The organism is Priestia sp. YIM B13552, from assembly GCF_042787775.1.
Classification (GTDB): Bacteria; Bacillota; Bacilli; order Bacillales; family Bacillaceae_H; genus Priestia; species Priestia megaterium_E.
On the sequence record NZ_JBHZOU010000009.1, the window covers coordinates 73,922 to 96,869 of the forward strand.

Sequence of the window (22,948 nt, forward strand, 5' to 3'; positions counted from 1 at the left end):
ACTCCTTTAGCTACTTGAAACGGTTATTTAGATACGTAACGATCTAGTCTTATTTCAATGCGTCCTTGGATAATGGATAAGATTGTGCACATAATCCAGTACAATAGAGCTGCTTCACTATAAAGAAGTAAAAACTCATAGTTAGTTGAAGCAATTTCTTGAGCTTGACGGAACATTTCAGAAACAAGAATAAGCGATGCAAGTGACGTGTCTTTAATAAGACTAATAAAAGAGTTAGATAATGGCGGAATCGATACACGTGCTGCTTGCGGTAAGATAATCCGTCTTAACGCTTGGGAATAGGTCATACCAAGTGAGTAGCCAGCTTCCCACTGTCCTTTAGGAATAGATTGAATTGCTGCTCGAATAATTTCAGATGCATACGCACCTACACTTAATGAAAATCCAATAACAGCAGAGATAAATGGATCAATTGTTATATCTAAGTTAGGTAATCCGTAGAAAATGATAAATAATTGCACAAGCAAAGGCGTTCCACGAATAATTGAGACATATACACGTGCAATCATGTTTAATACCTTACTTGACGACAAGCGAGCAAGTGCTGTTAAAACAGCTAACACAATGCCTATGGCAAAGCTTATTAATGTTAGTGGAATAGAATATTGAATAGCTCCCTTTACCATTGGTAAGAGAGATGATTGAGCGATTGAAATCAATTGATTCAATCGCTCTCCATCAGGAAAAATATTATTTAGGAGAAACATCTTCGCCAAACCATTTCTTAGAAATCTTTGCGTATGTTCCGTCTTTTTTCATATCTTTCAATGCTTTGTTTACTTTATCCACTAACTTACCGCTGTCTTTTCTAAACATAAAGCCGCTTGCAGCACCATCGGATTTTTCATCCGCGATTTTGATAGGTGCGTTAGGGTGCTTTTTCTTATAGTCAAGGAACGATAATTTATCGTTGATTGTAGCATCAACACGGTTTGCGCTCATTAGTTCTACTGCTTGAGCAAAACCTTCAGCACTCGTAATGTTTGCACCATAAGATTGAGCCATGTCTTTATAGTTACTTGTTAATGACTGCGCTGATTTTTTTCCTTTTAAATCTTTAAATGATTTGATATCTTTTTCGTCTTTACGAACAATTAATACAGCGCCTGACTGGATGTATGGATCAGAGAAATCGTATTTCTTTTGACGATCTTCACGAATACCAACTTCATTAGCAATCATGTCAAATCGTTTAGCATCTAATCCAGCAAACATGCCATCCCACTGTGTTTCTTTGAACTCAGCTTTTACGCCAAGACGTTTAGCTACTTCTTGAGCCAATTCTACATCAAACCCAGTTAGCTTTTGTTTGTCGTCATGAAAAGTGAACGGAGGGTATGTACCTTCAGTTCCAATTGTTAATACGCCATCTTTTTTCACTTTATTATATAAATCTTCTTGTGAAGATTTATTGTCTCCATTGTTTGCTTCATTTTTTGAGCTAGAACCGCATGCGGCAAGCACAACTGTGAAAGCTAATAGTAGCGACAAAAGTGCAGCAAATTTCTTCATTTTCTAAACCCCCTAGTATTCTGATAGGAAATGATACTCTGTGATACTAAACAAGAACACAGCAAAAGTCAACAAAAAAAACTTATACGATTAATGTGACTTAAAATAAGGGAAATATACCTTCTATACACGGTTTGTCATAAGGATACAGAAAGATTTTAAAATTTGGATTAAGTGGATTTTTAAGGGAGATTTGAGGAGTAAAAAGGAAGTTTCATGCGACGATTTTCTCTTTCATTTTTTCATGACTTTTGGTGCAATAAACATATAGTTAAATGTTAAGGTAGAAATAAATTCCTTATGGTACACTTAAAGAAGAATTTATGAAACGGAGCGACATGATGAAAGCCATAAACTTAATCTCAATTGCCTTTGGTGCTATCGCTGGTACATATGCACGTTATTTGCTGAATCTTTCCTTATTATATACGGGCTATCCAATAGGAACGGTAATTGAAAACCTATTAGGAAGCTTCATACTAGGCCTATTAACAGGATTTTTTGTGTGGAAAAAGCCAAAAGAATGGATAAAGCTTGGACTAGGAGTTGGCGTATGCGGCGGTTTTACAACGTATTCAACGTTTGCAGGAGACGTCATTTCTCTCACTCAGCACCATTTATTTTGGGGAGCAATTTATGTAATTGTCTCTTTAGTAGGTGGAATCTTTCTTGCTTTAGCAGGCTATCTATGCGGTGAAGCGGCAGGAAAAAATTTAGTGAAAGTACATGAGGTGAAGTAAATGAGCATAGTGAGCTTGGCACTTGGCGGGGCAGCTGGAGGAATATGCCGTTATCTTTTGGGTTTAAAAGTTACAAAAACAGTTTCAAACCCTCCTTTTCCAGTATCAATGCTGTTTGTAAACTTGCTCGGTGCGTTTGGACTTGGTCTTTTTTACGGTAGTTATTATGGAAAGGTTCCGAGTCATGCTTATGATGATTCAATATTTTTAATGATTGGCATTGGGTTTTTTGGTGCCTTTACCACTTTTTCAACGTTTAGTGTGGAAACCGTACAGTTAATTCGAGAAAAATCTTATCGGAAAATGTTGGCGTACGTGGGGATTTCAGCATTTGGAACAGTTGGTTTATTTACAGTCGGTTTACTGGCAGGGACGTTTTTATTTAAGTAAAGAGAACGTTTCTAGTAGGGAAAAACAAAAAGACGGAGAAGTAGAGAATGGATAGAAAAGCAGAAGTTTGGAAATACATTTTGTTGATTGTAGCTGTTGCAGGTCAGATCATCGGTTTTTTATTTTTATTTATAAATGTTGTGGCAGCATTTATTTTTTACGGTTTTTATATTCTAACTTTTATTATGTTACTCCTGCTGTTTATATGGGATCGGAAAAAGGAAAAAGACAAAGAAGAATTCGACGACTATACCGATTACTAACCATATAAAAAGCAGAATGATGCGGTGCGCCGAGCCTCTTAGTAAAGAAGCCTAAAAGATACCTCTATAAAAGGAAGAGAGCCGTAAGAGCATAAAGGGATATTGTATTTACATCTAGTTGTGTTATAATTTTAAGTACGAAAACAAAATCAATAAATAGCAATCACTAGGGGAGCTTTTGAAGCTGAGACGAATGTATTTCGGACCCTTTGAACCTGATCTGGTTTGGACCAGCGTAGGGAAGTGGCGATCATGTTTACATAAAGATGCATGCTAACCACTCTACGTTGTAGAGTGGTTTTTTGTATGTAATAAAGCCCTCTACACAAGATGAAGTGATTGAAATTTCTCTTTATTCTGAATGGAAAGGTTTCGATCATGTGGATATTCCTAAATTTCATGTCATTACAACAGATAAGCAGCCAATCGAAGAGCTTCAAAAAATTTTAACAGCTATCGCGCCTTTTGCGGGCGCCGTTCATATTAGAGAAAAAGAAAAAACGGCAAAGCAGATTCAATGTTTACTAGAAAGCCTGCCATTTTGTTGCTCTAAAATTATTGTGAACGATCGAGTTGATGTAGCGCATGCTTTAAAAGCAAAAGGCGTACAGCTTGCCTATCATAGTTTAGACGTTTCGTTTGTTATAGACGCATTTCCTTCTCTCATGGTCGGAAAGTCAGTTCACTCTGTGGAAGAGGCTTTAGAAGCTGAAAAAGATGGTGCTCACTACATTCTATACGGACATATTTATTCAACACATTCAAAAAAAGGATTAAGAAGTCGAGGGATAGCAGCGCTAAAAGAAGTAGTAGATGCTGTGCAGATACCGGTTATTGCCATTGGAGGAATTACACCTGTAAATGCCAAAGAGGTGCTGCAAACAGGAGCACACGGTATAGCTGTGATGTCTGGTGTCATGCTTGCGCAAGATCCCCTTAAAGCGATTAAACAATATTCTCACATATGGACATCTGGAGGTGGAGAAAATGAAGCAGCATTATGATGTACTGTTAATCGGAGGAGGTATAATCAGCTCTTCTATCGCTTATCATTTGTCAAAACAAGGAGCGTCAGTAGCTATTCTTGAACGCAATCAAATTGGTTGTGAAGCTTCAAGTGCAGCCGCTGGTATTTTAGGTGCTCAAGCTGAAATTGATGAAGAAGGTCCTCTTTTAGACCTTGCTATTAAGAGCAGAAGCATGTTTCCCGAACTGGTGAAGGAACTAAAAGAAAAAACGGCCATCGACGTAGAGCTCATTCAAAAAGGCTTATTAAAAGTTGCTGTAACTGAAGAAGATGCACACGTATTAAAGAAAAAAGCCGCTCAGCACCACCGGTGGGATGAACATGTAAGATGGATCGATGTAAAAGAAGCGCGTTTGTTAGAACCCGGGCTTTCTCCAGACATATACGGAGCCATTACAATACCGGGAGACGGCCAGCTAGCTCCGGCTAAGTTAACCCAGGCTCTTGCTCATGGAGCCTTGTATCACGGAGCAGATGTATTCGAATACTGTGACGTTCATTCTCTTATTATGGAAAATGAAACGGTAAAAGGTGTACAGACGTCCAAAGGCTCTTTTTATGGAGAAAAAGTAGTTATTGCAGCAGGCTCATGGGCTAAACGCTTTATTTCTTCTGAACATTTAGGTCAGGTGTTTCCTGTAAAAGGGGAGTGTATTGCTCTGCAAAGTCATAAGCCACTGCTTTCTAAAACGATTTTTTTAGATGAAGGTTTTTACTTAGTGCCAAAGACTGGTGGAAGAATCGTAATAGGGGCAACTAAGCTACAGCATGATTTTACCAAGACGGTTTCTGCACAAGGTATTCAATTTTTGCTGAATAAAGCTTCTGCGCTTCTGCCGGCTATTAAAGATGCTACATTTGAAAAAGCATGGGCAGGTCTTCGTCCACAAACAAATGATGGCTGGCCTTATTTAGGAGAGCATCCTGAAATAGCGAATCTACACATGGCGTTTGGCCACTACCGAAATGGTATTTTATTAAGTGCTGCAACTGGAAAAATTATGGCTGATGCTTTGTTAGGGAAAAAGCCGAATCATTCATTTTTTACATCATTTCAGCTAACTAGAGTAATGGAGGGAGTTCATTGAATCTAATCATTAATGGTAAGACCGTTACTGTTGGAGATGAAATTGAAACGGTTCAGCACTTGTTGCAGGCTCAGAACCTGCATGAACGAGTGGTAATTGTTGAGCTAAACAAGAATATTTTACAAAAAGAAGAACATAGTGATGCAAGTTTGAAAGATGGAGATGCATTAGAAGTCGTTTCATTTGTAGGAGGAGGATGAAGAGTATGTTAAAAATTGGACAATATACATTTAATTCACGTTTATTATTAGGAACAGGGAAATTTCCAGACTTTACGACTCAGCGTCAAGCGGTAGAAGAGTCGGAGACCGAAATTTTAACATTTGCTGTTAGACGAATGGATATTTTTGATCAAAATCAGCCTAATTTATTAGAAGCGCTTGATGTGAAGCGTTTCACTCTTTTGCCTAACACTGCTGGAGCAAAAAATGCAGAAGAGGCCGTACGTATTGCTAAATTAGCAAAGGCTTCTGGACTTTGTGACATGGTGAAAGTAGAAGTAATTGGATGTGATAAAACGCTGCTTCCTGATCCAGTTGAAACATTAAAAGCCAGTGAAGAACTGTTAAAAGAGGGCTTTACCGTTTTACCTTACACATCAGATGATGTTTTACTTGCGCGTCGTTTAGAGGAGTTAGGCGTACATGCCATTATGCCAGGAGCTTCGCCTATCGGTTCAGGTCAAGGTATTATTAATCCGTTGAACATGCGTTTTATCATTGAACAATCAACTGTTCCAGTAATTGTAGATGCAGGTATTGGAACGGCTTCAGACGCAGCTCAAGCTATGGAGCTAGGAGCAGATGGTGTGTTATTAAATACAGCTGTTTCAGGAGCAAAAGATCCTGTGAAAATGGCTCGTGCTATGAAGCTAGCGATTGAAGCAGGACGAGCAGCATTTGAAGCAGGACGTATTGAAAAGAAACAATATGCAACGGCAAGCAGTCCAACAGAAGGGATGAGTATCGGTTGATTAATCGTTATTCCCGCCAAGAACTGTTTCAACCTATTGGAAAAGGCGGACAGCAGCTAATTCAAGAAAAGCATGTTCTGATTGTAGGAGCAGGTGCTCTTGGAACAGGGAACGCCGAGGCTCTTGCGCGAGCGGGGGTAAAGAAAATAACGCTCATTGACCGGGACTATGTAGAGTGGAGCAACCTTCAGCGGCAGCAATTGTATAGTGAAAAAGATGCTGATAAAAGAATTCCAAAAGCAATTGCCGCTAAAAAACGGCTTCACGATATTAATCACGATGTAAAAGTAGAAGCGCACGTAGCAGACGGTACCCCTCAAGTTTTAGAACAGCTTGTTGAGGGGGTAGATGTTATGATTGATGCAACCGATAATTTTGACACACGCCTTGTAATGAATGATTTATCACAAAAATATGATATTCCTTGGATTTACGGAGCATGTGTAGGAAGTTATGGAATTAGTTATACTATCATACCAAGTGAAACACCGTGTTTATCCTGTTTGCTTGAATCTGTACCGCTTGGAGGGTTAACATGTGATACAGTGGGGATTATTAGTCCTGCTGTTCAAATGGTAGTCGCTCATCAAGTAACAGAAGTGTTAAAAATATTAGTCGGAGACTGGAATGCGCTCAGGAGGGAACTTGTTTCGTTTGACGTATGGAAAAATGAGTATACGAGCATCAATGTGAACGTGTTTCGCAAATCTGCTTGCCGCTCATGCGGCAGTGAACAAACGTATCCCTTTTTACAATATGAAAATCAAACGAAAACAGCTGTGCTATGCGGAAGAAACACAGTACAAATCCGTCCGGGCAAATCAGCCAAGCAGCCGCTGCAGTCTTTAGGTGAACGATTAAAAGAAAAAGGATATAAAATTGAACAGAATCCGTATCTGCTTTCTTTTTATGTAGATGATTACCGTTTAGTTATGTTTCAAGATGGGCGCGTCTTTGTCCATGGAACAAACGATATAGTAGAAGCAAAGTCACTTTATCATCGGTATATTGGGTAAGAAAGAGATGGAGGTTTCAAGCATGACAGTACCAAAAGCATTAACCATTGCTGGATCAGACAGCGGTGGAGGAGCAGGCATTCAAGCAGATTTAAAAACATTTCAAGAGCGTGACGTTTTTGGCATGTCTGTTATTACAGCTGTGACCGCACAAAATACAGTTGGCGTTCAAGGAGTTTATCCTTTAGAAGTAGAAGCAGTTGAAACGCAGTTAGATTCAATTGCCACTGACTTATTTCCTAATGCAGTGAAGACAGGTATGTTGTTCAGTGCTGATATTATTTACGCAGTGGCTCGTAAAATCAAACAGTACGGACTGCAAAATGTTGTAGTTGATCCCGTTATGATTGCAAAAGGCGGTCAGTCTCTTCTTCAAAGAGAAGCCGTACAGGCTCTAAAAGAATTATTGCCTCTTTGTGAAGTTATTACGCCGAACATACCGGAGGCGGAAGTCATCACGGGTAAAGAAATTCACACGATCGAAGACCGAAAAGAAGCGGCAAAACAGATTCATGAGCTAGGTGTAAAGCACGTGGTAATTAAAGGCGGACATGATCAATCTCATCAAGATATGATTGATATAGTGTATGATGGTCATACGTACGTTGAAATCACGCATGAAAAGATGAATACAAAGCATACACATGGAACGGGATGCACGTTTGCTGCTTGCGTCACAGCTGAACTAGCGAAAGGCAAAAGCGTGGTTGAAGCAGTTCAAATCGCTTCCGATTTTGTTCACTATGCGATTAAGCACACGCTTGAAATTGGTTCCGGACACGGTCCTACTAATCACTGGGCGTATGGAAAATACTTTCGTTCAAGCATATAAAAAAACGTGCCTACAATCTAGGCACGTTTTTTATGAAGAAGGAATATAGGTAGGAATCTCTCCATCGATGCCTAAATAATAATGTCTAAGGGGCTTTAAATTATCATCAAGCTCATAAACAAGCGGCACGCTTGTAGGAATATTCAAGTTCGCAATGCCATCAGGCGAAATGTTATCCAAGTACTGCATCAGAGCCCTAATCGTATTACCGTGAGCGGAAATAATAACCTTTTTGCCAGCTTTAATAGAAGGAGCAATAGTTTCGTCCCAGTATTCTAGAACCCGCTTTTCTGTATCGGCTAAGTTTTCCGTTACAGGAAATTGTCCCTTAGCTAATTCCTTATACTTAGGGTTGGAAGCTTCATAGCGAATATCTGTTGTCTCTAAAGCAGGAGGGCGTTCGTTCATCGACCTTCTCCACAAATGCACTTGCTCTTCTCCAAATTTTTTTGCGGTTTCTTCTTTGTTCAAACCTTGAAGAGCCCCGTAGTGCCGTTCATTCAGCCTCCAAGATTTATATACGGGAATCCACATGAAGTCCATTTGATGTAAGACAATCCACAGAGTGCGAATGGATCGTTTTAAAACAGAAGTATAGGCAATATCAAAAGTATATTCGTTTTTCTTTAGCACTTTTCCAGCTTCTCGCGCTTCTTGCAATCCATTTTTAGAAAGATCTACATCCGTCCAGCCTGTAAATTTATTTTCAAGATTCCACACGCTTTGTCCGTGCCGAATCAACACAAGTTTTATCATCGTGTTCTCCTTTCAACAGTGACTAAGGACTCTATTCTTTTTTATTATGAGGAGGAAAGAGTTTTTTATCCTAAAGCCGGGGAAAGGAGTTTTTATCATTTAGAAAAAGTGATGCCGAAAAGTAAAGCTTTAACTTTTTTACGCATATGATAAAAATAAAAAAGGGAAGGGAAGATAGTGAATGAGTGACCAAGAACGTCAGATTCAAGCGCTGCACGGCCAGATTGAAGATTTAAAAGAAGAAATGTATCAGATGAAGCTTGATATTAGCACATTAGAGAAAGAAAAAGGAAAGCCTGTTTTGACACCGGCTCTCGTTGGTCAAATAGGAGGTTTTGTTCTAGGTGGATTAGCTATAATCGGTATTTTCTGGATGTAGAACTTCTCGTTTTGAAAACGAAAAGTTCTCCTGATTTTTCAATAAGCAATTCCAACGCGACATTTGGAAAACTTTTGAGCCCATATCTCATGGTAGGTAAAGTGAGCGGTATCTCCCGTTGAAATTTTAACGGCATCAGCTGGTAAAATATCTTTTTCCACTCGATATGTGCCTGTTATTTCACCCTCAGGCAAGTATGTTGGGCATATAACCGTCCAGTTTAAATCACTTTCCTTCAAGTGTAAGTATCCTTTTAAATGATCTTCTGCTGCTCTCATCGTTTTACGCTTTGATTCATTTGATTGAAAACGATACTTTTCTGGTTCTGTTCGTGATTGTAAGATGCCTGCAGTTCCAATAGTAAGAATACGATGAACGCCGTAATACTTCATGCTGTTTATAATAAGCGGCATACTTTTTGAAATCGTCTCTGCACCATCTGTATTTAACGCGCTGACTACGATATCTTGGTGCTTGAGGGCAAAGTTGATATTTTCTTGATGAAGTACATCGCCTTGTAAGATATGTAGGTTTGGATGACTAACCTGTAGCTTATTGCGGTCTCTAACAAGTACAGTAACGTCGTTTTCATCTTTTAGCATCATTTTTAATAAAGACTGTCCAACTCGCCCTGTAGAGCCTAATAGTAAAATTTTCATTGGCTACACCCCTCTATAAAAGATAGTATCTATTCTTTAGGATATACAATCTGTATACTTATTCATAATAAAAAGCATGCGTAGCATAAAGTAATACAAAGTTGATGAATGAAATATTCAACAACAAAAAAATTTGATATGATAAAAAGACAGAAAAATCAAAAAATAGGAGAGTGAATGTCTTTTGGGAGACTTGCCTCTGAATCAAATGATGATATTAGTCGTTTTGCTTATGTTATCAGCTTTCTTTTCATCTGCTGAGACAGCCTTTTCAAGCGTAAATAAAATTCGTTTAAAACATTACGCTGAGAAAAAATATCGGGGAAGTAAAAAAGCGCTGCATATTGCTGAACACTTTGAGCAGACGCTATCGACAATTTTAGTAGGAAATATTGTCGTAAACATTGCTGCGTCCTCTTTGGCAGCCAAAATTGCCCTCGATATGTTTAAAGGAAACCTAGCACTTGTGATTAGTATCATCGTTATGACCATCATCATTTTGATTTTTGGTGAAGTCTTGCCAAAATCGTTAGCTAAAGAGCATGCCGAATCTTTTGCGCTGATGATTTCTTCCTTGTTATTTATTATTATTAAATTGTTAACCCCGATTTCCTTCTTATTTTTACAGGTGAAAAAAGGAACTTCTCACTTGTTAGCGTCTGCTCCTACACCAACGATTACAGAAGATGAAATTAAAGTGATGGTAGATTTAAGCGAAGAAGAAGGAACGATTAATAATATTGAAAAAGAGCTAGTTCATCGTTCACTCAATTTTAATGACATTGTGGTGGGGCAAATTTTAAAACCTAGAATAGATGTCACAGCAGTTGACGTAAATGCCGATATTGATTCGGTTTGTCAAATGTTTCTTGAAGAGAGATATTCAAGAGTCCCTGTATACGAAGATCATATTGATAATATTATTGGCATTTTATCAGAAAGAGAATTTTTAACCTGTTTAGTCCAAAGAAAAGAGATTTCTATTCGTGATTTGTTGAGACAACCTATTTTTGTAGTAGAATCCATGAAAATATCTGTTCTATTGCCAGAGCTCCAAAAAAGTAAGGTTCACATGGCAATTGTAGTTGATGAGTTTGGGGGAACGGCCGGTCTTGTGACCTTAGAGGATATATTAGAAGAAATTGTAGGAGAGATTTGGGATGAACATGATGAAGCTGTTAAGTATGTACACCAGATAGGGGAAAAGGAGTACGAATTTAACGCCGACATCCCTATTGATGAATTTTTAACCTATATAGCGGTTAGTTCTCCTGACAGTACGTGCCATACCTTAGGGGGATGGATATATGAGCAGTTTGATCATATTCCTGCTAAAGGAGACTTTTTCTCATATGAAGAGATATTGTTTACCATTAAGGAAGTAGAAAATCGACGTATTCGCAAAGTTTCCGTAAAATCATTTGCGAATAAGAATGAGGAAGCTGATTAAAAGAAACTAGAAAGCGCTCCAAGAAATCTTGGAGCGCTAAAGCCATAATATGAAATTAGTTAATATTAGTACTTGCCGCCTAGGTTTTGCTCAGCTAATTGTACTAAACGTTTTGTGATTTCGCCACCAACAGATCCGTTCGCACGAGCTGTTGCATCTGGTCCTAAGTTTACACCAAACTCACTAGCGATTTCGAACTTCATTTGATCGATAGCAGCTTGAGCACCAGGCGCTACTAACTTGTTTGATGAATTTCTGTTTGATGCGTTTTGATAATTTGCCATGTGTATTCATCTCCTCGTTAGATAAAATAGATTGTAATGGTTGAGTTAGCTGGAGTTGAACCAGCCGAGCAGATGCATCGATTAGATCTGCTTGCCTACCGCGGCGTAACTCAATGCTTGCGAGCTGTTGTGCTCGGTTGTTACTAGTATTATGGCGAAAGGGAAAAAAACATATACATAGAAATTTGTTGGTAATTTATAGAAATTTTTGTGTGGAGTTTGATAAAGAGTAAGAGAGTTTTATTCCGTGCATATTATAGGTACATATTGATCAGGTAAAGTGAGGTGTGCGGATGTCGATTTGTTCCTTATGTAATGGGTTTAGTGATGTACAAATGACGTGCAAAACATGTGGAGGAGTGCTGGGGGATATGGGCAAAGTCAGCGATTATTTTGATGATTACAGTGCTTACATGGAAATCGATCAGTTAAAAATAGAAAATGGGTATCCTAGTGATTTAGCAAATCACCAATGTATTCATCTCTTTTACTGCTCTACTTGTCACAGTGAAGAATTGAAGCAAATACAGGAATAAAAAAAGACCCCTAGGGGTCTTTTTTTATTCCTGTTCAGCACGGATGCGCTGTTCAGATTCTGCATCAAAGAAATGCGCTTTGTTCATATCTAATGCTAAGTCCAGAGACTGAAGCGGTTTAATATCTGTTCTTGAATCTACGCGTGCTACAAAATCTTGTCCGCCAAGTTTAGAATAAAGCATGGTTTCAGCTCCCATTAACTCGGATACATCGACTTTGATTGTAACTTTTGTGCCAGGTGAAGATTCAATAAATACAGGCTCATCATGGAAATCTTCAGGGCGGATGCCTAAAATAATTTGTTTGTTTAAATATCCTTGCTCGCGAAGTATTTTCATTTTACCTTCCGGAACTGCAAGAAGAGAATCCCCTACTTGAACCTTCCCGTCTTTTAACGTTCCGGTTAAGAAGTTCATAGCAGGAGAACCAATAAACCCGCCTACAAATACATTTTCAGGTTTTTCATATACTTCTTTTGGTGTACCAACCTGCTGGATAATCCCATCTTTCATAACAACCAGACGAGAAGCCATTGTCATTGCTTCGGTTTGGTCATGTGTTACGTAAATTGTCGTTGTACCCAAACGCTGGTGAAGCTTCGCAATTTCAGAACGCATTTGCACACGTAATTTCGCGTCTAAGTTTGATAAAGGTTCGTCCATTAAGAAGACCTTAGCATCACGAACGATTGCACGACCTAGAGCTACACGCTGACGCTGCCCGCCGGATAATGCTTTTGGCTTTCGCTCTAAGTATTGCTCAAGTCCTAAAATACGAGCGGCATCTTTTACGCGGCGTTCGATTTCATCTTTTGGTAATTTACGAAGTTTTAAGCCGAAAGCCATGTTGTCATATACGCTCATATGCGGATACAATGCGTAGTTTTGGAATACCATTGCAATGTCGCGATCTTTTGGAGCAACGTCATTTACACGCTTGCTGTCAATATAAAAATCACCTTTGGAAATTTCCTCTAAACCTGCAACCATACGAAGCGTTGTCGATTTTCCGCAGCCTGAAGGTCCAACAAATACAATAAATTCTTTATCTTGAATGTGAAGGTTAAAATCTTTTACCGCCGTCACATCTTTATCATACATTTTATAAATATGTTCTAAACGTAATTCAGCCATTTCCATTTCCCCCTTGTATGTACTCTGTGAAACCGTTTTCTTAACTCTAGTGTAATTTTTTTTAATGAAACGGTAAATGGCAAACATGCACAAAAAAAAGAAAGAGTTTTCGTGCACTATTTACGAAAACCCTTTCATTTTATTCTCCATCTTGCAAATTTTTTAAAGCAAGAATGGCTAAGTAAGCAGACACAGCTCCTGTGAAGTGTTTGATATCAAGGTGTGTGCGATCAATAAATTTCTCAATTCTATACTGCAAGCTATTGCGATGCATGTACAATTTCTTAGCAGCAAGAGATACGTTTAAATTACATTCTAAATAAACTTTAATCGTTTCTAAAAGATCTCCATCATCTTTTACTAAGTCAAGTAAATGTATCATATGATTTTGGATTGCTTCTGAAGACTCTTGCAGAACCAAATGGGGTAAAACGTCGGCAAAATGGATAACATGGTTTTGTTCGACTGTATGCTTAATTTGATAAAACCATTTCTTTTCACGCTCAAAAATTAATCGCGGTGAAGACGGAAAAAAGTGAATTTGTCCCTCAAAGAACTGAATCGAAGTTTCAAAATCATGACATAGCACCTCGATAGAATCTGATAAATTTTCAGTTAAGTCATTAGGATCATTAAAGGTTTCGATAACGATACCTGACTGTTTATCAATCCACAACACAGTAATCGAGGTAGAATACAAGGCGTGAAGCGCATTTTCAAACTCTATTTTTTGTTCAAACAAACGTTTAATTAAAAACTGGGTGAAGCGAAAAGAATGGTGCGTATGATGAGAGTGAATGACTTTTTCAGGTGCTTCAAATAACAGGTTTGACCAATACAATTGCTCTGGCGTCAGTAAAGAAACTTTCTCATCATAAGGGGTTAAAAAAGCAGAAAGTAACGCCTGCTCTTTTTGAGATAAAGCCGTGTGTTCAATTCCAATGAAGCCTTCATCACATGAAAACCATTTGTAACGTTCAAATTGAGAAGGGATTTTAGCCTTAATCATTTTATCCCCAAATAGTGTGTGCAGCTGTTTCATCTGTGCTCGTTCCCTTCGGTGAAAGCTTACTATTCATAAACGTGAAAAAGCATAAGCTCATGAATATAATCAATTAATTGTGTTTCATCTATTTGATTAGAAAGCGCAGTTTTCCATACAATTTGTCCATCTTTTAAATAATCAGCCTCATAATAAACCCTATTCATATAAAACGAGATGTGCCAGCCCGGCATTCGATTATTTTGATACAGTGGTTTAACCTGAAAGTGTGAAACCATAAAGAAAATCTCCTTTCTCAATTAGTTATTATAAGCTTACCATGAGAAAAGGAGATGAAAAATCATTTAATCTAAAAATTTTGTTAATTTGTAAAATATGTTGCATATGTGTTTAGCACCTTGCGTTTGAATATCTGTTTCATCAAAAATCATCGGTTTTGCATTCACTTCAAACAAATAATACTGTCCTTGGGCTGACTTTGCCATATCAAGAGAAAATTCTTCAACTAGAGGGAAGGACTTTTGAAGGACTTGCCCGCACGTATTTACAAAGGACGAAAGAAAGGAAGTATCTACTTCATCTTCAAGATCTTGAAAAGATGAAATGCTGCCGCCGTTTAACGTATGTGTTGTAATGGATTGATAGGGGCTATGTCGAATACCGACGCCGCTAATAACATATCCGCTATCTTTGTGGTGGGCTAAAATACGTAAGTCATAGCGCCTGTCTTTGAATGGTTGCGTCTCAATCGCTTCTTGAATGAGATAAGCAGACTTTGGAAGGTCAATTGCTTGTAAAGAAGAAAATTCTTCTTTGCGTTTATGATCTTGATAAATAATCGTATGCTTATGGAAAGATAATCGGAAAATTCCAGCACCTTTACTGCTGTTAATAGGCTTAAAGTAAAGGGAAGAGTGTTTTTGCAGAAGCTTAGCAATATCAATTTCTGGTGTTAAACGATAGGTTTTAGGAAGGTGAGAAGATAGCAGTGGATCCTTTGAAAATAATTGATATATTTTCCATTTTGAAAAAAAAGCGGAATTAAAAAGTGGGATGTGCTTGCCTTTAATTTTTTGATGCAAAGATGTCAACTTCTTGGTTTCTGATTTTCTTCCTGGATAACGATTATATATAACGTTTGGCAGCGGCAAGGTTGTTTTGATCCACTGCTTTTTTTCACCGTCAAAGCAATACCCTTCAAAGAAGTGATGAGACATTGTTTCTTCAGCGAATAAAGCAAGAAGCCCTCCTTTTTCTTGCAGGGTATGATGTAAGAGTTCTAATAAAGGACGCTGTTTTACATTCAGTTTTTCCAAAACAGCCTTGTTCGTTAAAACTCCCACAATAGGACCGACTTTTCCTCCTTTTAAACGAAGAAAAGCTTGAGTAGAAGAAATGTTTTGAGTAAAGGGAAGTTCAATTTCTTGAACTCCCCATGTGTAAGATGCTGAAGGGTTGTGATGAAACCACTGCTGCTTTTCTTTGTGATAGTAAATTGTAATCATATGCTGATGCCTTCAGGTGTATTTAGATAGTATCCAGATAAGTAAATCGCGTATTCTAGAGAAAGTTTTCTAGTTTGTTGATCTGCTTTTCGTAAGGCAGGGTGTGAAAAAATAGAGCGACCGGGCTTAGAGTTAGCTTCAAACAGCCATACGTTTCCTTGATAATCCACTCCAAAATCGAATCCAAGCTCTCCAATTAATCCGTTCAACTCCTGTTCAAGCACATGACTAATTGAGATAGCGGCATCTTTTAGCTTATTTTCAATTTCTTTTTTGTAAGAAGGGTTGGTGAATATTTTAGCTGTAGCTTCAATTTCTCCGCCGTAATCAAGATGCGTAGTGATGCTGTTGGGACCGGCCACTTTAGCAGCTAGAGCAGTAAGCACCCATTGGTTATTCCCGTTTTTATTCGTATGCACGCGAAAGTCTACACAGCGCTTTTCTTTTTTGATTAATGAAATACCCTGCTGAGCAATGTAGGAAGGATTAGTAAGTAAATATTCAAATTCTGATAATAGATCCTCTAAGGTTTCTTTTGCTTGAACATGAAGACCTTTTTCTCCTTTGTAAGTCAGCGTGTACATGGAATCCTTAAAAGATAGGGTATAAATGCCGCGGCCTAAGCTTCCGTTTTTCGGTTTTAAATAAACGGTTTGATGAAGAAGCAGAAGTTTTTTTATTTGCTCACACGAAGGACTTTCAACCGTATAAGGTAACAAACAGGCTGTCTGCTCGTTCAGTTTTAAAAGCTCATGAATTTCCCACTTGTTGAAAAAATCAGGATTAAAAAATGGAATGCCGTAATCAGTCATCATCTTTTCTTTAATGAACTTAAAAGGAGCTAACCCTTCTGTTTTTCGATTTGGCAAACGATTATATACAACGTTAGGAAGCGGGATTTCATGCTGTGTCCAGCCGCTTTCTTCATAAAAATAGCCGTTTATGGTCCCGGTTTCCCAGTTGATATGATGAGTTCCAAAAATAAAAGGCAGGCCCCCTGTTATACTTGCAGTAGAAAGAAGTTTAGCTAAGTGAAGGGAACGCTTTCCAATTGGCCGCAGCAGAGAACCAGTAAAACCAGCGGATAACACACCGATTAAAGGTCCTAAGTGAATGGTCTCATTCACAATAATAGGATGCATCATATGGGCGAAAGGAATTTGAAGTTTTGTCATTAGCTCAGCTGAAATCTGAATTTCTTCACGTTCTGAAGATTGTATAAGGCATGGAGCTGTCATTGTTCCAAAAGCTGCTTGTTTCAAGGAGTCTTTGTAAAGAGATGCAGGAACAGAAAGATCACAGCCTAGCTGCTCTACTACAACAAGGCGAGTAAGAGTTTTTTTCATAGCATTACTCCTTACGATACGATAGTGTGTTAGCTAAATAGACGCAGTAAGACAGGACATTTTTATACATGACTTCTTTTTGTTCAGGTGCTGTTTCCATTACTATTTTTCTTCCCGGTTTCGAATTTAAATCTAGAATCCAGATGCTGAAGTCTCTCGAGATACATAAATCAATACCTAATTCAAAAAGAGAAGGAAAGTGATCTTCCAGCACGGACGGAATCGTTTTACAAATGGTGTTGATTTCATCCATTACATATTGACGATGAACGCGAGGGATGCGAGGCAGCAAGTTTTCAAAAGGTACAATAGATGCTCCTGAACTTACATTTGTTACAATAGAGTCCCGTTCACCTTGTCTAATGCCTCTTCCAATTTCTTTCCAAGCACCATCGTTTCCTTTTTGTAATAGCAGTCTTATATCAAAAGGAGTGCGTTCATAAGGGAAAAATGAAATATGGGGCTGAGCAATATACAGTACATCACGAGTGGTTTTCGTAAACCAGCTCTTAAACTCTTGAAAAGAGGAAAATAGAATGGTGTTTACAATGTCATTTTGTTGATAAGAAGCTTCAATTTCACGTCCGCGTTGTCTTAATTTCACAATCCCTTTACCTTGTGAGCCGTTGGCAGGTTTAATCATTAGGCTATCGTTTGTTCGAAGCAGCTGGACAAGTTGCTCTACACTTTCGATTGGAGTGGTAGGAGGAATATATGAAGATAAATAGCTATCTTTTTTAATTACTTCATAGACATCTAGCTTATTGGGTAATCCATGGCCTAAAAATGTAACATCTTCCCGCTGTTTAAGCCAGTTTACAATAGGGCGAGCCTTTTTAGACAGCGAGTCTTTTCGATAAAAGCAGCGATCGTAAATAAACGAAGGAAGTAAGAAGGAATCTTCTATCCATTTCTCTTGTTGTAAATCGTAGCGGAAGCCTTCAATATTTTCGGTGTTAGGATGAATGTTAAAAGGAGTAAAACGGTATATTTCAATCGGAAACTCAGAAGCATGTTTAGCAATTTCGGTCACGTACTCCACTTCTTGCTGTGGGTGAATCGTTAAAAAGCCTAATGAAATCATCATAAATCCTCCTTGGGAAATTGAAAATTCGTTGCATGCAGACAATAATCAAGCAGTGCTTTTGTTGATGGACGTACAGAGGAAGCGCTTGAATCGGATTGTTTGGAAGGTTTGACATTTACTTCAATAATCCAAGGCTTTCCTTCTTGATCAATCGCTAAATCAATACCGAATTCGGCATAAAGTTCAGACGGATGAGAAAGCTGCGTGCAAATTTCAATTGCAATCTCTTTTAAAAGTGAAAGGATATGGCGCGTAGTTTTTGAATCATAGAGCTGAGTTAACACTTGCTGAGGAGGATGAATATCTCCTCCACGGGCAAGATTTGAGACAAAATTGCCGGGTTTTGATACACGTGTGACAATGGACGTGATTTTCCACGTCAAGTCGTCTTTTTTATGACAGAGAATGCGGAAATCAAAAGGGCACTGTTTGTATGTCTGCAGTGAAATTCCTTCTTGGATGAGGAATCCTTGCCTTTTTAATTGACTATAAAGCGTTTCAAATAAGTCATAAAGAGATTCATATTCTTTTTCATACGGCTGCGTAAATGTTGTATAGTCTAAAATATAATTCTCTTTTTTTGAAATTTTAAAAATGTTTTTTCCTTGGCTACCATGAACAGGCTTCAAAAAAACATCGTCATGAAGTTCCAAAGCGTCAAGAAGATCTTGCCGTGAACGAAGCTGATACGTTTTTGGCAAATATGGAAGCAAGTGTACGACATCTTTAAGCTGTTGAAAAACCGTCCATTTATTTAAGTAGCGTGCGTTAAAGAAAGGAACGTCATGTTCTTTTAAAAATGTTTTAAAGGTTTGAAAATCAGCGGTTTGCTCCGTTTTCCTGGCATGAATCCGGTTGTGTACGATTCCCGGAAAGGGAACGTCTGAATAAACCCATCGATCAGCGCGATAAACATATCCTTTAGGGGATAATGACTTCACGTCGCTTAATTTGCTCACATAGCAAAAACACCCTAACTCCTTGCAAGCTTGAACAAATTCCTTACAAAATACAGAAATGGAGCCAAAAAGTTCTTCATCTTCTCGAACTTCTGTTACGATGCTAACTACGGGTCCTAACCTAAACGAGTTCTCTTCATAAATGCCTCTCAGCTGATGTGTTTCATACGGAAAGCGAAAGTCTGTAAATAGAGCTTCTGACATCATGAAACAGCATTCTCGATGCTGAAACACGGTGGCTTCGACTTCTTTCGTGATGGAACCTACTGTTAACGTAAACTCGTGCTTGCACTTCACACGTGAGAACAGAGCAGAACTAATGTAAATGTCGCTGCTCATATGGTTCTCTAGTGGTTTTAGAGAAATGGTAAAAGTATTCATAAACGAATCCTCTTTTTCTTTCCTTTAGTAGGCGAATGCTGATATATACTATGAGGAATTAGCCCAATCTGTGAAGAGAATTTATCGTTTTCGGAGAAAATAAAGGTCTTAAGCTGAATTTTATATAATAATTTGTTATAGTTAGGGAAGTCAAGAAATTATAGAACTTAATTAGGAGGAACTTAACGTGTCTGTAAACTTACATGATGTAGCAAATGATTTAGAAAAAGCAATTCGTCAAAGCGACGATTACACAAACTTAAAAAACTTATATGCAGCAGTAAATGCTGATCAAGGTTCAAAACAATTATTTGAGCGTTTCCGTACAATGCAAATGGAGCTGCAACAAAAGCAAATGATGGGCCAAGAAATCACTGAAGAAGAAGTTCAGCAAGCTCAACAAACAGTTGCAATCGTTCAACAAGATCAAAATATCGCGAAGCTAATGGAAGCTGAGCAACGTATGAGCATGGTAATTGGTGAATTAAACAAAATTATCATGAAGCCACTTGAAGAACTTTACGGTGCGGCTGAATAAGAGATAGAGGAAAGAGGAAAAGAGAAATCTTTTCCTCTTTTTTTTATGCGGAAATTCCTTCTAATTGTGCAGTTCTGCTCATAAGCTTAGTAACAAGGCTACACATGCCGACTATCATGAAAAGGTCATTTATAACCGTATCCTAACGGATTAGACATCTATGAAAGAAGGGGTTCTCATATGGCTTATCGATTGCTAGCGTTGAATATTGATGGAACCATTTTAAATAGCCAAGGGCGCGTTACAAAAGAAACGAAAGACGCAATTCAATTCGTTAAAAATAAAGGGGTTTACGTTACGTTAGTAACAAACAGGCATTTTCCGTCTGCTAAAAAAATTGCTCGGTCACTTAAAGTTCATCCAGCAATGCTCATTACTCATAGCGGTGCCTTTATCGGAACATCGATAGACAAACCGATACTAGATAAGAGAATTAGCGAGGAAAAAACATTTAATCTCATTCAGCTTTTTGAAAATTTTAATTGTCATGTCCGCATTTTACATGAAAGGTTTTCAATTGGAAATCGTGTAAAGCTTCCGAATAATATTGTAGCTAAAAGCGTGTTAAAAACGGGAGAACCGCTCTTTTATCCCGTGCAGTTCGTAGATTCATTAGGAGATACGCTTCGTGATGAACCTGTTTCTACGCCAAAAATAGAAGTGTATTTTGCAGATCGTAGAGAAAAAGAATACGCCGAGCAAACAATTGCTAGTGCGGTCCCGGATATTGAATGGTTTTCGTATCCAAATGAAAATAGATGTTATATTACGCCAAAAGGAGCCACAAAAGCTGCCGGCGTTCGTTATGTAGCAAATCGCTTAGGGATACCAATGGAAGACGTAGTAGCAATTGGAAATTGCTATGATGATTTAGAAACGATTGAACATGCGGGAATGGGTGTGGCCATGGGCAATTCACCAACAGAATTAAAAATGCTTGCGGATTGGGTTACTCGTTCTAATAATGAAAATGGTGTAGCCTATATGGTGAAAGAACTATTTAGAAAGCAGCAGCGCCTTGGTTATCTTCATCAAATTGACAGCTTTCGTTTAAAATAAATAAAGGAAAAAGAGGCTAGAACAAAAGCAGTTTAGCCGAAGAAAGATCCGAACGTGAATCGAGATTCTTGATAGAGAATCCAATTCGTTCGGATTTTTTTATTGGAAGAGCGAACGTAGGTTTTATATATGTAGGTGCTTCTAGCTGTTGATTGGAGGGCAAGGCGAAGACTTCTGCGGGAAAAGCGCAAGCGACGAGAAGGCTCATTGGCCGCCTGCGGAAAGCAAAGCCTTGCGCGGAAATCAACAGAGGTGTAAGGAGTGATTCATATGAGCTCATTTATCCCATTTGTTCATCTTTAGATTGAATGAATGTAGTTATGCCTCAATCTCTTTTTCCGTTTGTTTCCTGTCCGCGCATTCCCTTGAGCTGAGCACCTTGACCGGACATACGTAGGTTTTGTAAACTGGTTACTTAGATAGAATTGATTTGAAAGGTGATTATATTGAACATTTATATAAAAGGTATAGAAGATGAGCGTTTTTTACGTCCGCTTCACCGAATTTCAGATTTGTTTTTTGAAGAAAGCAATGTCTCCTTTGAGGATGATAACGAAGCTCAGCTGAAGGTCGAAGTAGAGCTAAAAGTTCATGAAGAAATTTATGCGAAAGCAGTGCTGCATGACGCTGAAACGGACAAGGTGTTTACAGAAGAGCTTTCTAAATCGTTTATGCCGTATGAAACAGAAAAAGAAGAATTTAAGCAAATAAAAAATGTGGTGCTTCGCGTCTACTTATCTGTACTACAGGAGTATACAAGCATTGTTCAAAAATGGGGTATTTTGACCGGTATACGTCCGACGAAGCTGCTTCATATGAAACTGCAGTCAGGCAAAAGTAAAGAACAAGCGCATCGTGAGCTAAAGGAAGAATATTTAATTACCGATGACAAAATTAATTTAATGCAGCATATTGTAGATCGTCAACTAGCAGCTATTCCCGATTTACATGAGTTAAAGAATGAAGTCAGCATTTATATAGGCATTCCGTTTTGTCCGACGAAGTGTGCATACTGTACATTCCCAGCCTATGCCATTAACGGACGTCAAGGATCCGTTACGTCATTTTTAGGCGGCTTGCATTATGAAATGCGTGAAGTAGGAAAATGGCTAAAAGACAATAACGTCAAGATTACAACCGTCTATTATGGTGGAGGCACACCAACGAGCATTACCGCTGAAGAAATGGACATGCTGTATGAAGAGATGTATGAATCGTTCCCGGATGTACAAAATATCCGTGAAATTACGGTAGAAGCAGGAAGACCCGATACGATTACGGAAGAAAAGCTAGCTGTTTTGAACAAATGGAATATTGACCGGATTAGTGTAAATCCGCAGTCTTATATTCAAGAAACCTTAAAAGCTATTGGACGTCATCATACAGTTGAAGAAACTATTGATAAATTTCATCTTTCTCGAAAAATGGGGATGAATAACATTAACATGGACTTAATTATTGGGCTTCCAAATGAAGGTGTAGAAGAATTTCAGCATACGCTAGACGAATCTAAAAAATTGCTTCCTGAATCTTTAACTGTTCATACGCTATCGTTTAAACGCGCGTCTGAAATGACTCAAAATAAACGGAAATACAAAGTGGCAGATCGCTATGAAATTGGTAAAATGATGGATTTAGCAACTGAGTGGACTCAAGAACAAGGGTATGAACCTTATTATTTATATCGCCAAAAAAATATTTTAGGTAATTTAGAGAACGTTGGATATTCATTCCCTGGTCAAGAGAGCCTGTACAATATTATGATCATGGAAGAAAAGCAGACGATTATTGGTCTTGGATGCGGGGCATCTAGTAAGTTCGTGCATCCAGAAACAGGCATTATTACAAGGTTTGCGAATCCAAAAGACCCAAAATCGTATAACGATGGATTCGAGCACTACACACAAGAGAAACTCAAGATTTTAGATGAATTATTTATGAAATAAAAAGGTCACTTTTTAGTGATCTTTTTTTATTTCCGGCAGGGAAATGTCGGAATCTGTTGAATAT

Annotated in this window: 27 protein-coding genes and 1 riboswitch; of the genes, 15 read left to right on the top strand and 12 right to left on the bottom strand. The window is 38.3% G+C overall.

Annotated features, from left to right (window positions below; genetic code table 11):
- Positions 1 to 23: 23 nt before the first annotated feature.
- Positions 24 to 728, bottom strand: coding sequence for an amino acid ABC transporter permease (locus ACFX40_RS24610; RefSeq protein WP_034276677.1), 705 nt, complete (start codon positions 726 to 728; stop codon positions 24 to 26).
- Complete coding sequence (locus ACFX40_RS24615; protein ID WP_034268043.1) at positions 712 to 1,533, bottom strand: amino acid ABC transporter substrate-binding protein; 822 nt, start codon at positions 1,531 to 1,533, stop codon at positions 712 to 714. The genes ACFX40_RS24610 and ACFX40_RS24615 overlap by 17 nt, the downstream gene beginning before the upstream one ends.
- Before the next feature lie 341 nt (positions 1,534 to 1,874).
- Here ACFX40_RS24615 and ACFX40_RS24620 point away from each other — a divergent pair, with 341 nt between their 5' ends.
- The 9 genes from ACFX40_RS24620 to thiD all read left to right on the top strand — a co-directional run bounded on the left by ACFX40_RS24620 (position 1,875) and on the right by thiD (position 7,862).
- Positions 1,875 to 2,273 carry a fluoride efflux transporter FluC gene (locus tag ACFX40_RS24620; RefSeq protein WP_028410255.1) on the top strand — a complete coding sequence of 133 codons (399 nt, stop codon included), beginning with the start codon at positions 1,875 to 1,877 and terminating at the stop codon, positions 2,271 to 2,273.
- A complete protein-coding gene (gene crcB / locus ACFX40_RS24625; RefSeq protein ID WP_028410256.1) occupies positions 2,274 to 2,663 on the top strand; it encodes a fluoride efflux transporter CrcB in 390 nt (129 codons plus the stop codon).
- Positions 2,664 to 2,710: 47 nt separating this feature from the next.
- Positions 2,711 to 2,926 (top strand): hypothetical protein, encoded by a 216-nt coding sequence (locus ACFX40_RS24630; protein ID WP_013055279.1) that lies wholly within the window; start codon positions 2,711 to 2,713, stop codon positions 2,924 to 2,926.
- Positions 2,927 to 3,084: 158 nt separating this feature from the next.
- Positions 3,085 to 3,185: riboswitch (TPP riboswitch) on the top strand.
- A gap of 121 nt (positions 3,186 to 3,306) precedes the next feature.
- Positions 3,307 to 3,930, top strand: a complete 624-nt coding sequence (locus tag ACFX40_RS24635; protein ID WP_028410257.1) for a thiamine phosphate synthase — start codon at positions 3,307 to 3,309, stop codon at positions 3,928 to 3,930.
- On the top strand, positions 3,914 to 5,041 hold the full coding sequence (gene thiO / locus ACFX40_RS24640; RefSeq protein WP_028410258.1) for a glycine oxidase ThiO: 1,128 nt from the start codon (positions 3,914 to 3,916) through the stop codon (positions 5,039 to 5,041). The genes ACFX40_RS24635 and thiO overlap by 17 nt, the downstream gene beginning before the upstream one ends.
- Entirely contained in the window at positions 5,038 to 5,241 is a 204-nt protein-coding gene (gene thiS / locus ACFX40_RS24645; protein WP_028410259.1) for a sulfur carrier protein ThiS, read from the top strand. Before thiO ends, thiS begins: the two co-directional genes overlap by 4 nt.
- Positions 5,242 to 5,246: 5 nt before the next feature.
- The gene (locus ACFX40_RS24650) at positions 5,247 to 6,014 is read left to right on the top strand and encodes a thiazole synthase (protein WP_013055283.1); all 768 of its coding nucleotides are present in this window, start codon (positions 5,247 to 5,249) and stop codon (positions 6,012 to 6,014) included.
- Positions 6,011 to 7,030, top strand: a complete 1,020-nt coding sequence (locus tag ACFX40_RS24655; protein ID WP_060745392.1) for a thiazole biosynthesis adenylyltransferase ThiF — start codon at positions 6,011 to 6,013, stop codon at positions 7,028 to 7,030. The genes ACFX40_RS24650 and ACFX40_RS24655 overlap by 4 nt, the downstream gene beginning before the upstream one ends.
- Positions 7,031 to 7,052: 22 nt before the next feature.
- Positions 7,053 to 7,862, top strand: a complete 810-nt coding sequence (thiD, locus tag ACFX40_RS24660; protein WP_252124073.1) for a bifunctional hydroxymethylpyrimidine kinase/phosphomethylpyrimidine kinase — start codon at positions 7,053 to 7,055, stop codon at positions 7,860 to 7,862.
- A 30-nt stretch (positions 7,863 to 7,892) separates the two neighbouring features.
- Here thiD and gpmA read toward each other — a convergent pair whose 3' ends face one another.
- Positions 7,893 to 8,618 (bottom strand): 2,3-diphosphoglycerate-dependent phosphoglycerate mutase, encoded by a 726-nt coding sequence (gpmA, locus tag ACFX40_RS24665; protein WP_263034605.1) that lies wholly within the window; start codon positions 8,616 to 8,618, stop codon positions 7,893 to 7,895.
- A 181-nt stretch (positions 8,619 to 8,799) separates the two neighbouring features.
- On the opposite strand from gpmA, the gene ACFX40_RS24670 reads away from it, so the two are divergent.
- Positions 8,800 to 8,997, top strand: a complete 198-nt coding sequence (locus ACFX40_RS24670; protein WP_016762958.1) for a hypothetical protein — start codon at positions 8,800 to 8,802, stop codon at positions 8,995 to 8,997.
- 38 nt (positions 8,998 to 9,035) lie between these two features.
- On the opposite strand, the gene ACFX40_RS24675 is transcribed toward ACFX40_RS24670, so the two are convergent.
- Positions 9,036 to 9,656: an NAD(P)-dependent oxidoreductase gene (locus tag ACFX40_RS24675; protein ID WP_098332964.1), complete on the bottom strand. Its 621-nt coding sequence runs from the start codon at positions 9,654 to 9,656 to the stop codon at positions 9,036 to 9,038.
- A 184-nt stretch (positions 9,657 to 9,840) separates the two neighbouring features.
- Between ACFX40_RS24675 and ACFX40_RS24680 the strand changes: the two genes are divergently transcribed.
- Positions 9,841 to 11,106, top strand: a complete 1,266-nt coding sequence (locus ACFX40_RS24680) for a hemolysin family protein (RefSeq protein ID WP_028410262.1) — start codon at positions 9,841 to 9,843, stop codon at positions 11,104 to 11,106.
- A gap of 65 nt (positions 11,107 to 11,171) precedes the next feature.
- Here the strand turns inward: ACFX40_RS24680 and ACFX40_RS24685 are convergent, their stop codons facing one another.
- Positions 11,172 to 11,390 (bottom strand): alpha/beta-type small acid-soluble spore protein, encoded by a 219-nt coding sequence (locus tag ACFX40_RS24685; RefSeq protein WP_013055290.1) that lies wholly within the window; start codon positions 11,388 to 11,390, stop codon positions 11,172 to 11,174.
- 371 nt (positions 11,391 to 11,761) lie between these two features.
- Between ACFX40_RS24685 and ACFX40_RS24690 the strand changes: the two genes are divergently transcribed.
- Positions 11,762 to 11,926, top strand: a complete 165-nt coding sequence (locus ACFX40_RS24690; RefSeq protein WP_306460673.1) for a hypothetical protein — start codon at positions 11,762 to 11,764, stop codon at positions 11,924 to 11,926.
- Between the two features lie 24 nt (positions 11,927 to 11,950).
- Here the strand turns inward: ACFX40_RS24690 and ACFX40_RS24695 are convergent, their stop codons facing one another.
- From ACFX40_RS24695 to ACFX40_RS24725, 7 genes are all read right to left on the bottom strand, one after another.
- The gene (locus ACFX40_RS24695) at positions 11,951 to 13,060 is read right to left on the bottom strand and encodes an ABC transporter ATP-binding protein (RefSeq protein ID WP_016762961.1); all 1,110 of its coding nucleotides are present in this window, start codon (positions 13,058 to 13,060) and stop codon (positions 11,951 to 11,953) included.
- Between the two features lie 139 nt (positions 13,061 to 13,199).
- Positions 13,200 to 14,102, bottom strand: coding sequence for a PucR family transcriptional regulator (locus ACFX40_RS24700; RefSeq protein WP_336117036.1), 903 nt, complete (start codon positions 14,100 to 14,102; stop codon positions 13,200 to 13,202).
- Positions 14,103 to 14,131: 29 nt separating this feature from the next.
- Complete coding sequence (locus ACFX40_RS24705; RefSeq protein WP_013055294.1) at positions 14,132 to 14,341, bottom strand: YheE family protein; 210 nt, start codon at positions 14,339 to 14,341, stop codon at positions 14,132 to 14,134.
- 66 nt (positions 14,342 to 14,407) lie between these two features.
- The gene (locus ACFX40_RS24710) at positions 14,408 to 15,568 is read right to left on the bottom strand and encodes a YheC/YheD family endospore coat-associated protein (RefSeq protein WP_136790502.1); all 1,161 of its coding nucleotides are present in this window, start codon (positions 15,566 to 15,568) and stop codon (positions 14,408 to 14,410) included.
- Positions 15,565 to 16,914, bottom strand: coding sequence for a YheC/YheD family endospore coat-associated protein (locus ACFX40_RS24715; RefSeq protein WP_028410266.1), 1,350 nt, complete (start codon positions 16,912 to 16,914; stop codon positions 15,565 to 15,567). The genes ACFX40_RS24710 and ACFX40_RS24715 overlap by 4 nt, the downstream gene beginning before the upstream one ends.
- Before the next feature lie 4 nt (positions 16,915 to 16,918).
- The gene (locus tag ACFX40_RS24720; RefSeq protein ID WP_377256814.1) at positions 16,919 to 18,001 is read right to left on the bottom strand and encodes a YheC/YheD family endospore coat-associated protein; all 1,083 of its coding nucleotides are present in this window, start codon (positions 17,999 to 18,001) and stop codon (positions 16,919 to 16,921) included.
- On the bottom strand, positions 17,998 to 19,341 hold the full coding sequence (locus ACFX40_RS24725) for a YheC/YheD family endospore coat-associated protein (RefSeq protein ID WP_377256817.1): 1,344 nt from the start codon (positions 19,339 to 19,341) through the stop codon (positions 17,998 to 18,000). Before ACFX40_RS24725 ends, ACFX40_RS24720 begins: the two co-directional genes overlap by 4 nt.
- Positions 19,342 to 19,528: 187 nt before the next feature.
- Between ACFX40_RS24725 and ACFX40_RS24730 the strand changes: the two genes are divergently transcribed.
- From ACFX40_RS24730 to ACFX40_RS24740, 3 genes are all read left to right on the top strand, one after another.
- Positions 19,529 to 19,879: a YlbF/YmcA family competence regulator gene (locus ACFX40_RS24730; protein WP_013055299.1), complete on the top strand. Its 351-nt coding sequence runs from the start codon at positions 19,529 to 19,531 to the stop codon at positions 19,877 to 19,879.
- 180 nt (positions 19,880 to 20,059) lie between these two features.
- Positions 20,060 to 20,938, top strand: a complete 879-nt coding sequence (locus ACFX40_RS24735) for a Cof-type HAD-IIB family hydrolase (RefSeq protein ID WP_013055300.1) — start codon at positions 20,060 to 20,062, stop codon at positions 20,936 to 20,938.
- A 446-nt stretch (positions 20,939 to 21,384) separates the two neighbouring features.
- On the top strand, positions 21,385 to 22,884 hold the full coding sequence (locus ACFX40_RS24740; protein ID WP_028410269.1) for a coproporphyrinogen III oxidase: 1,500 nt from the start codon (positions 21,385 to 21,387) through the stop codon (positions 22,882 to 22,884).
- Positions 22,885 to 22,948 lie beyond the last annotated feature (64 nt).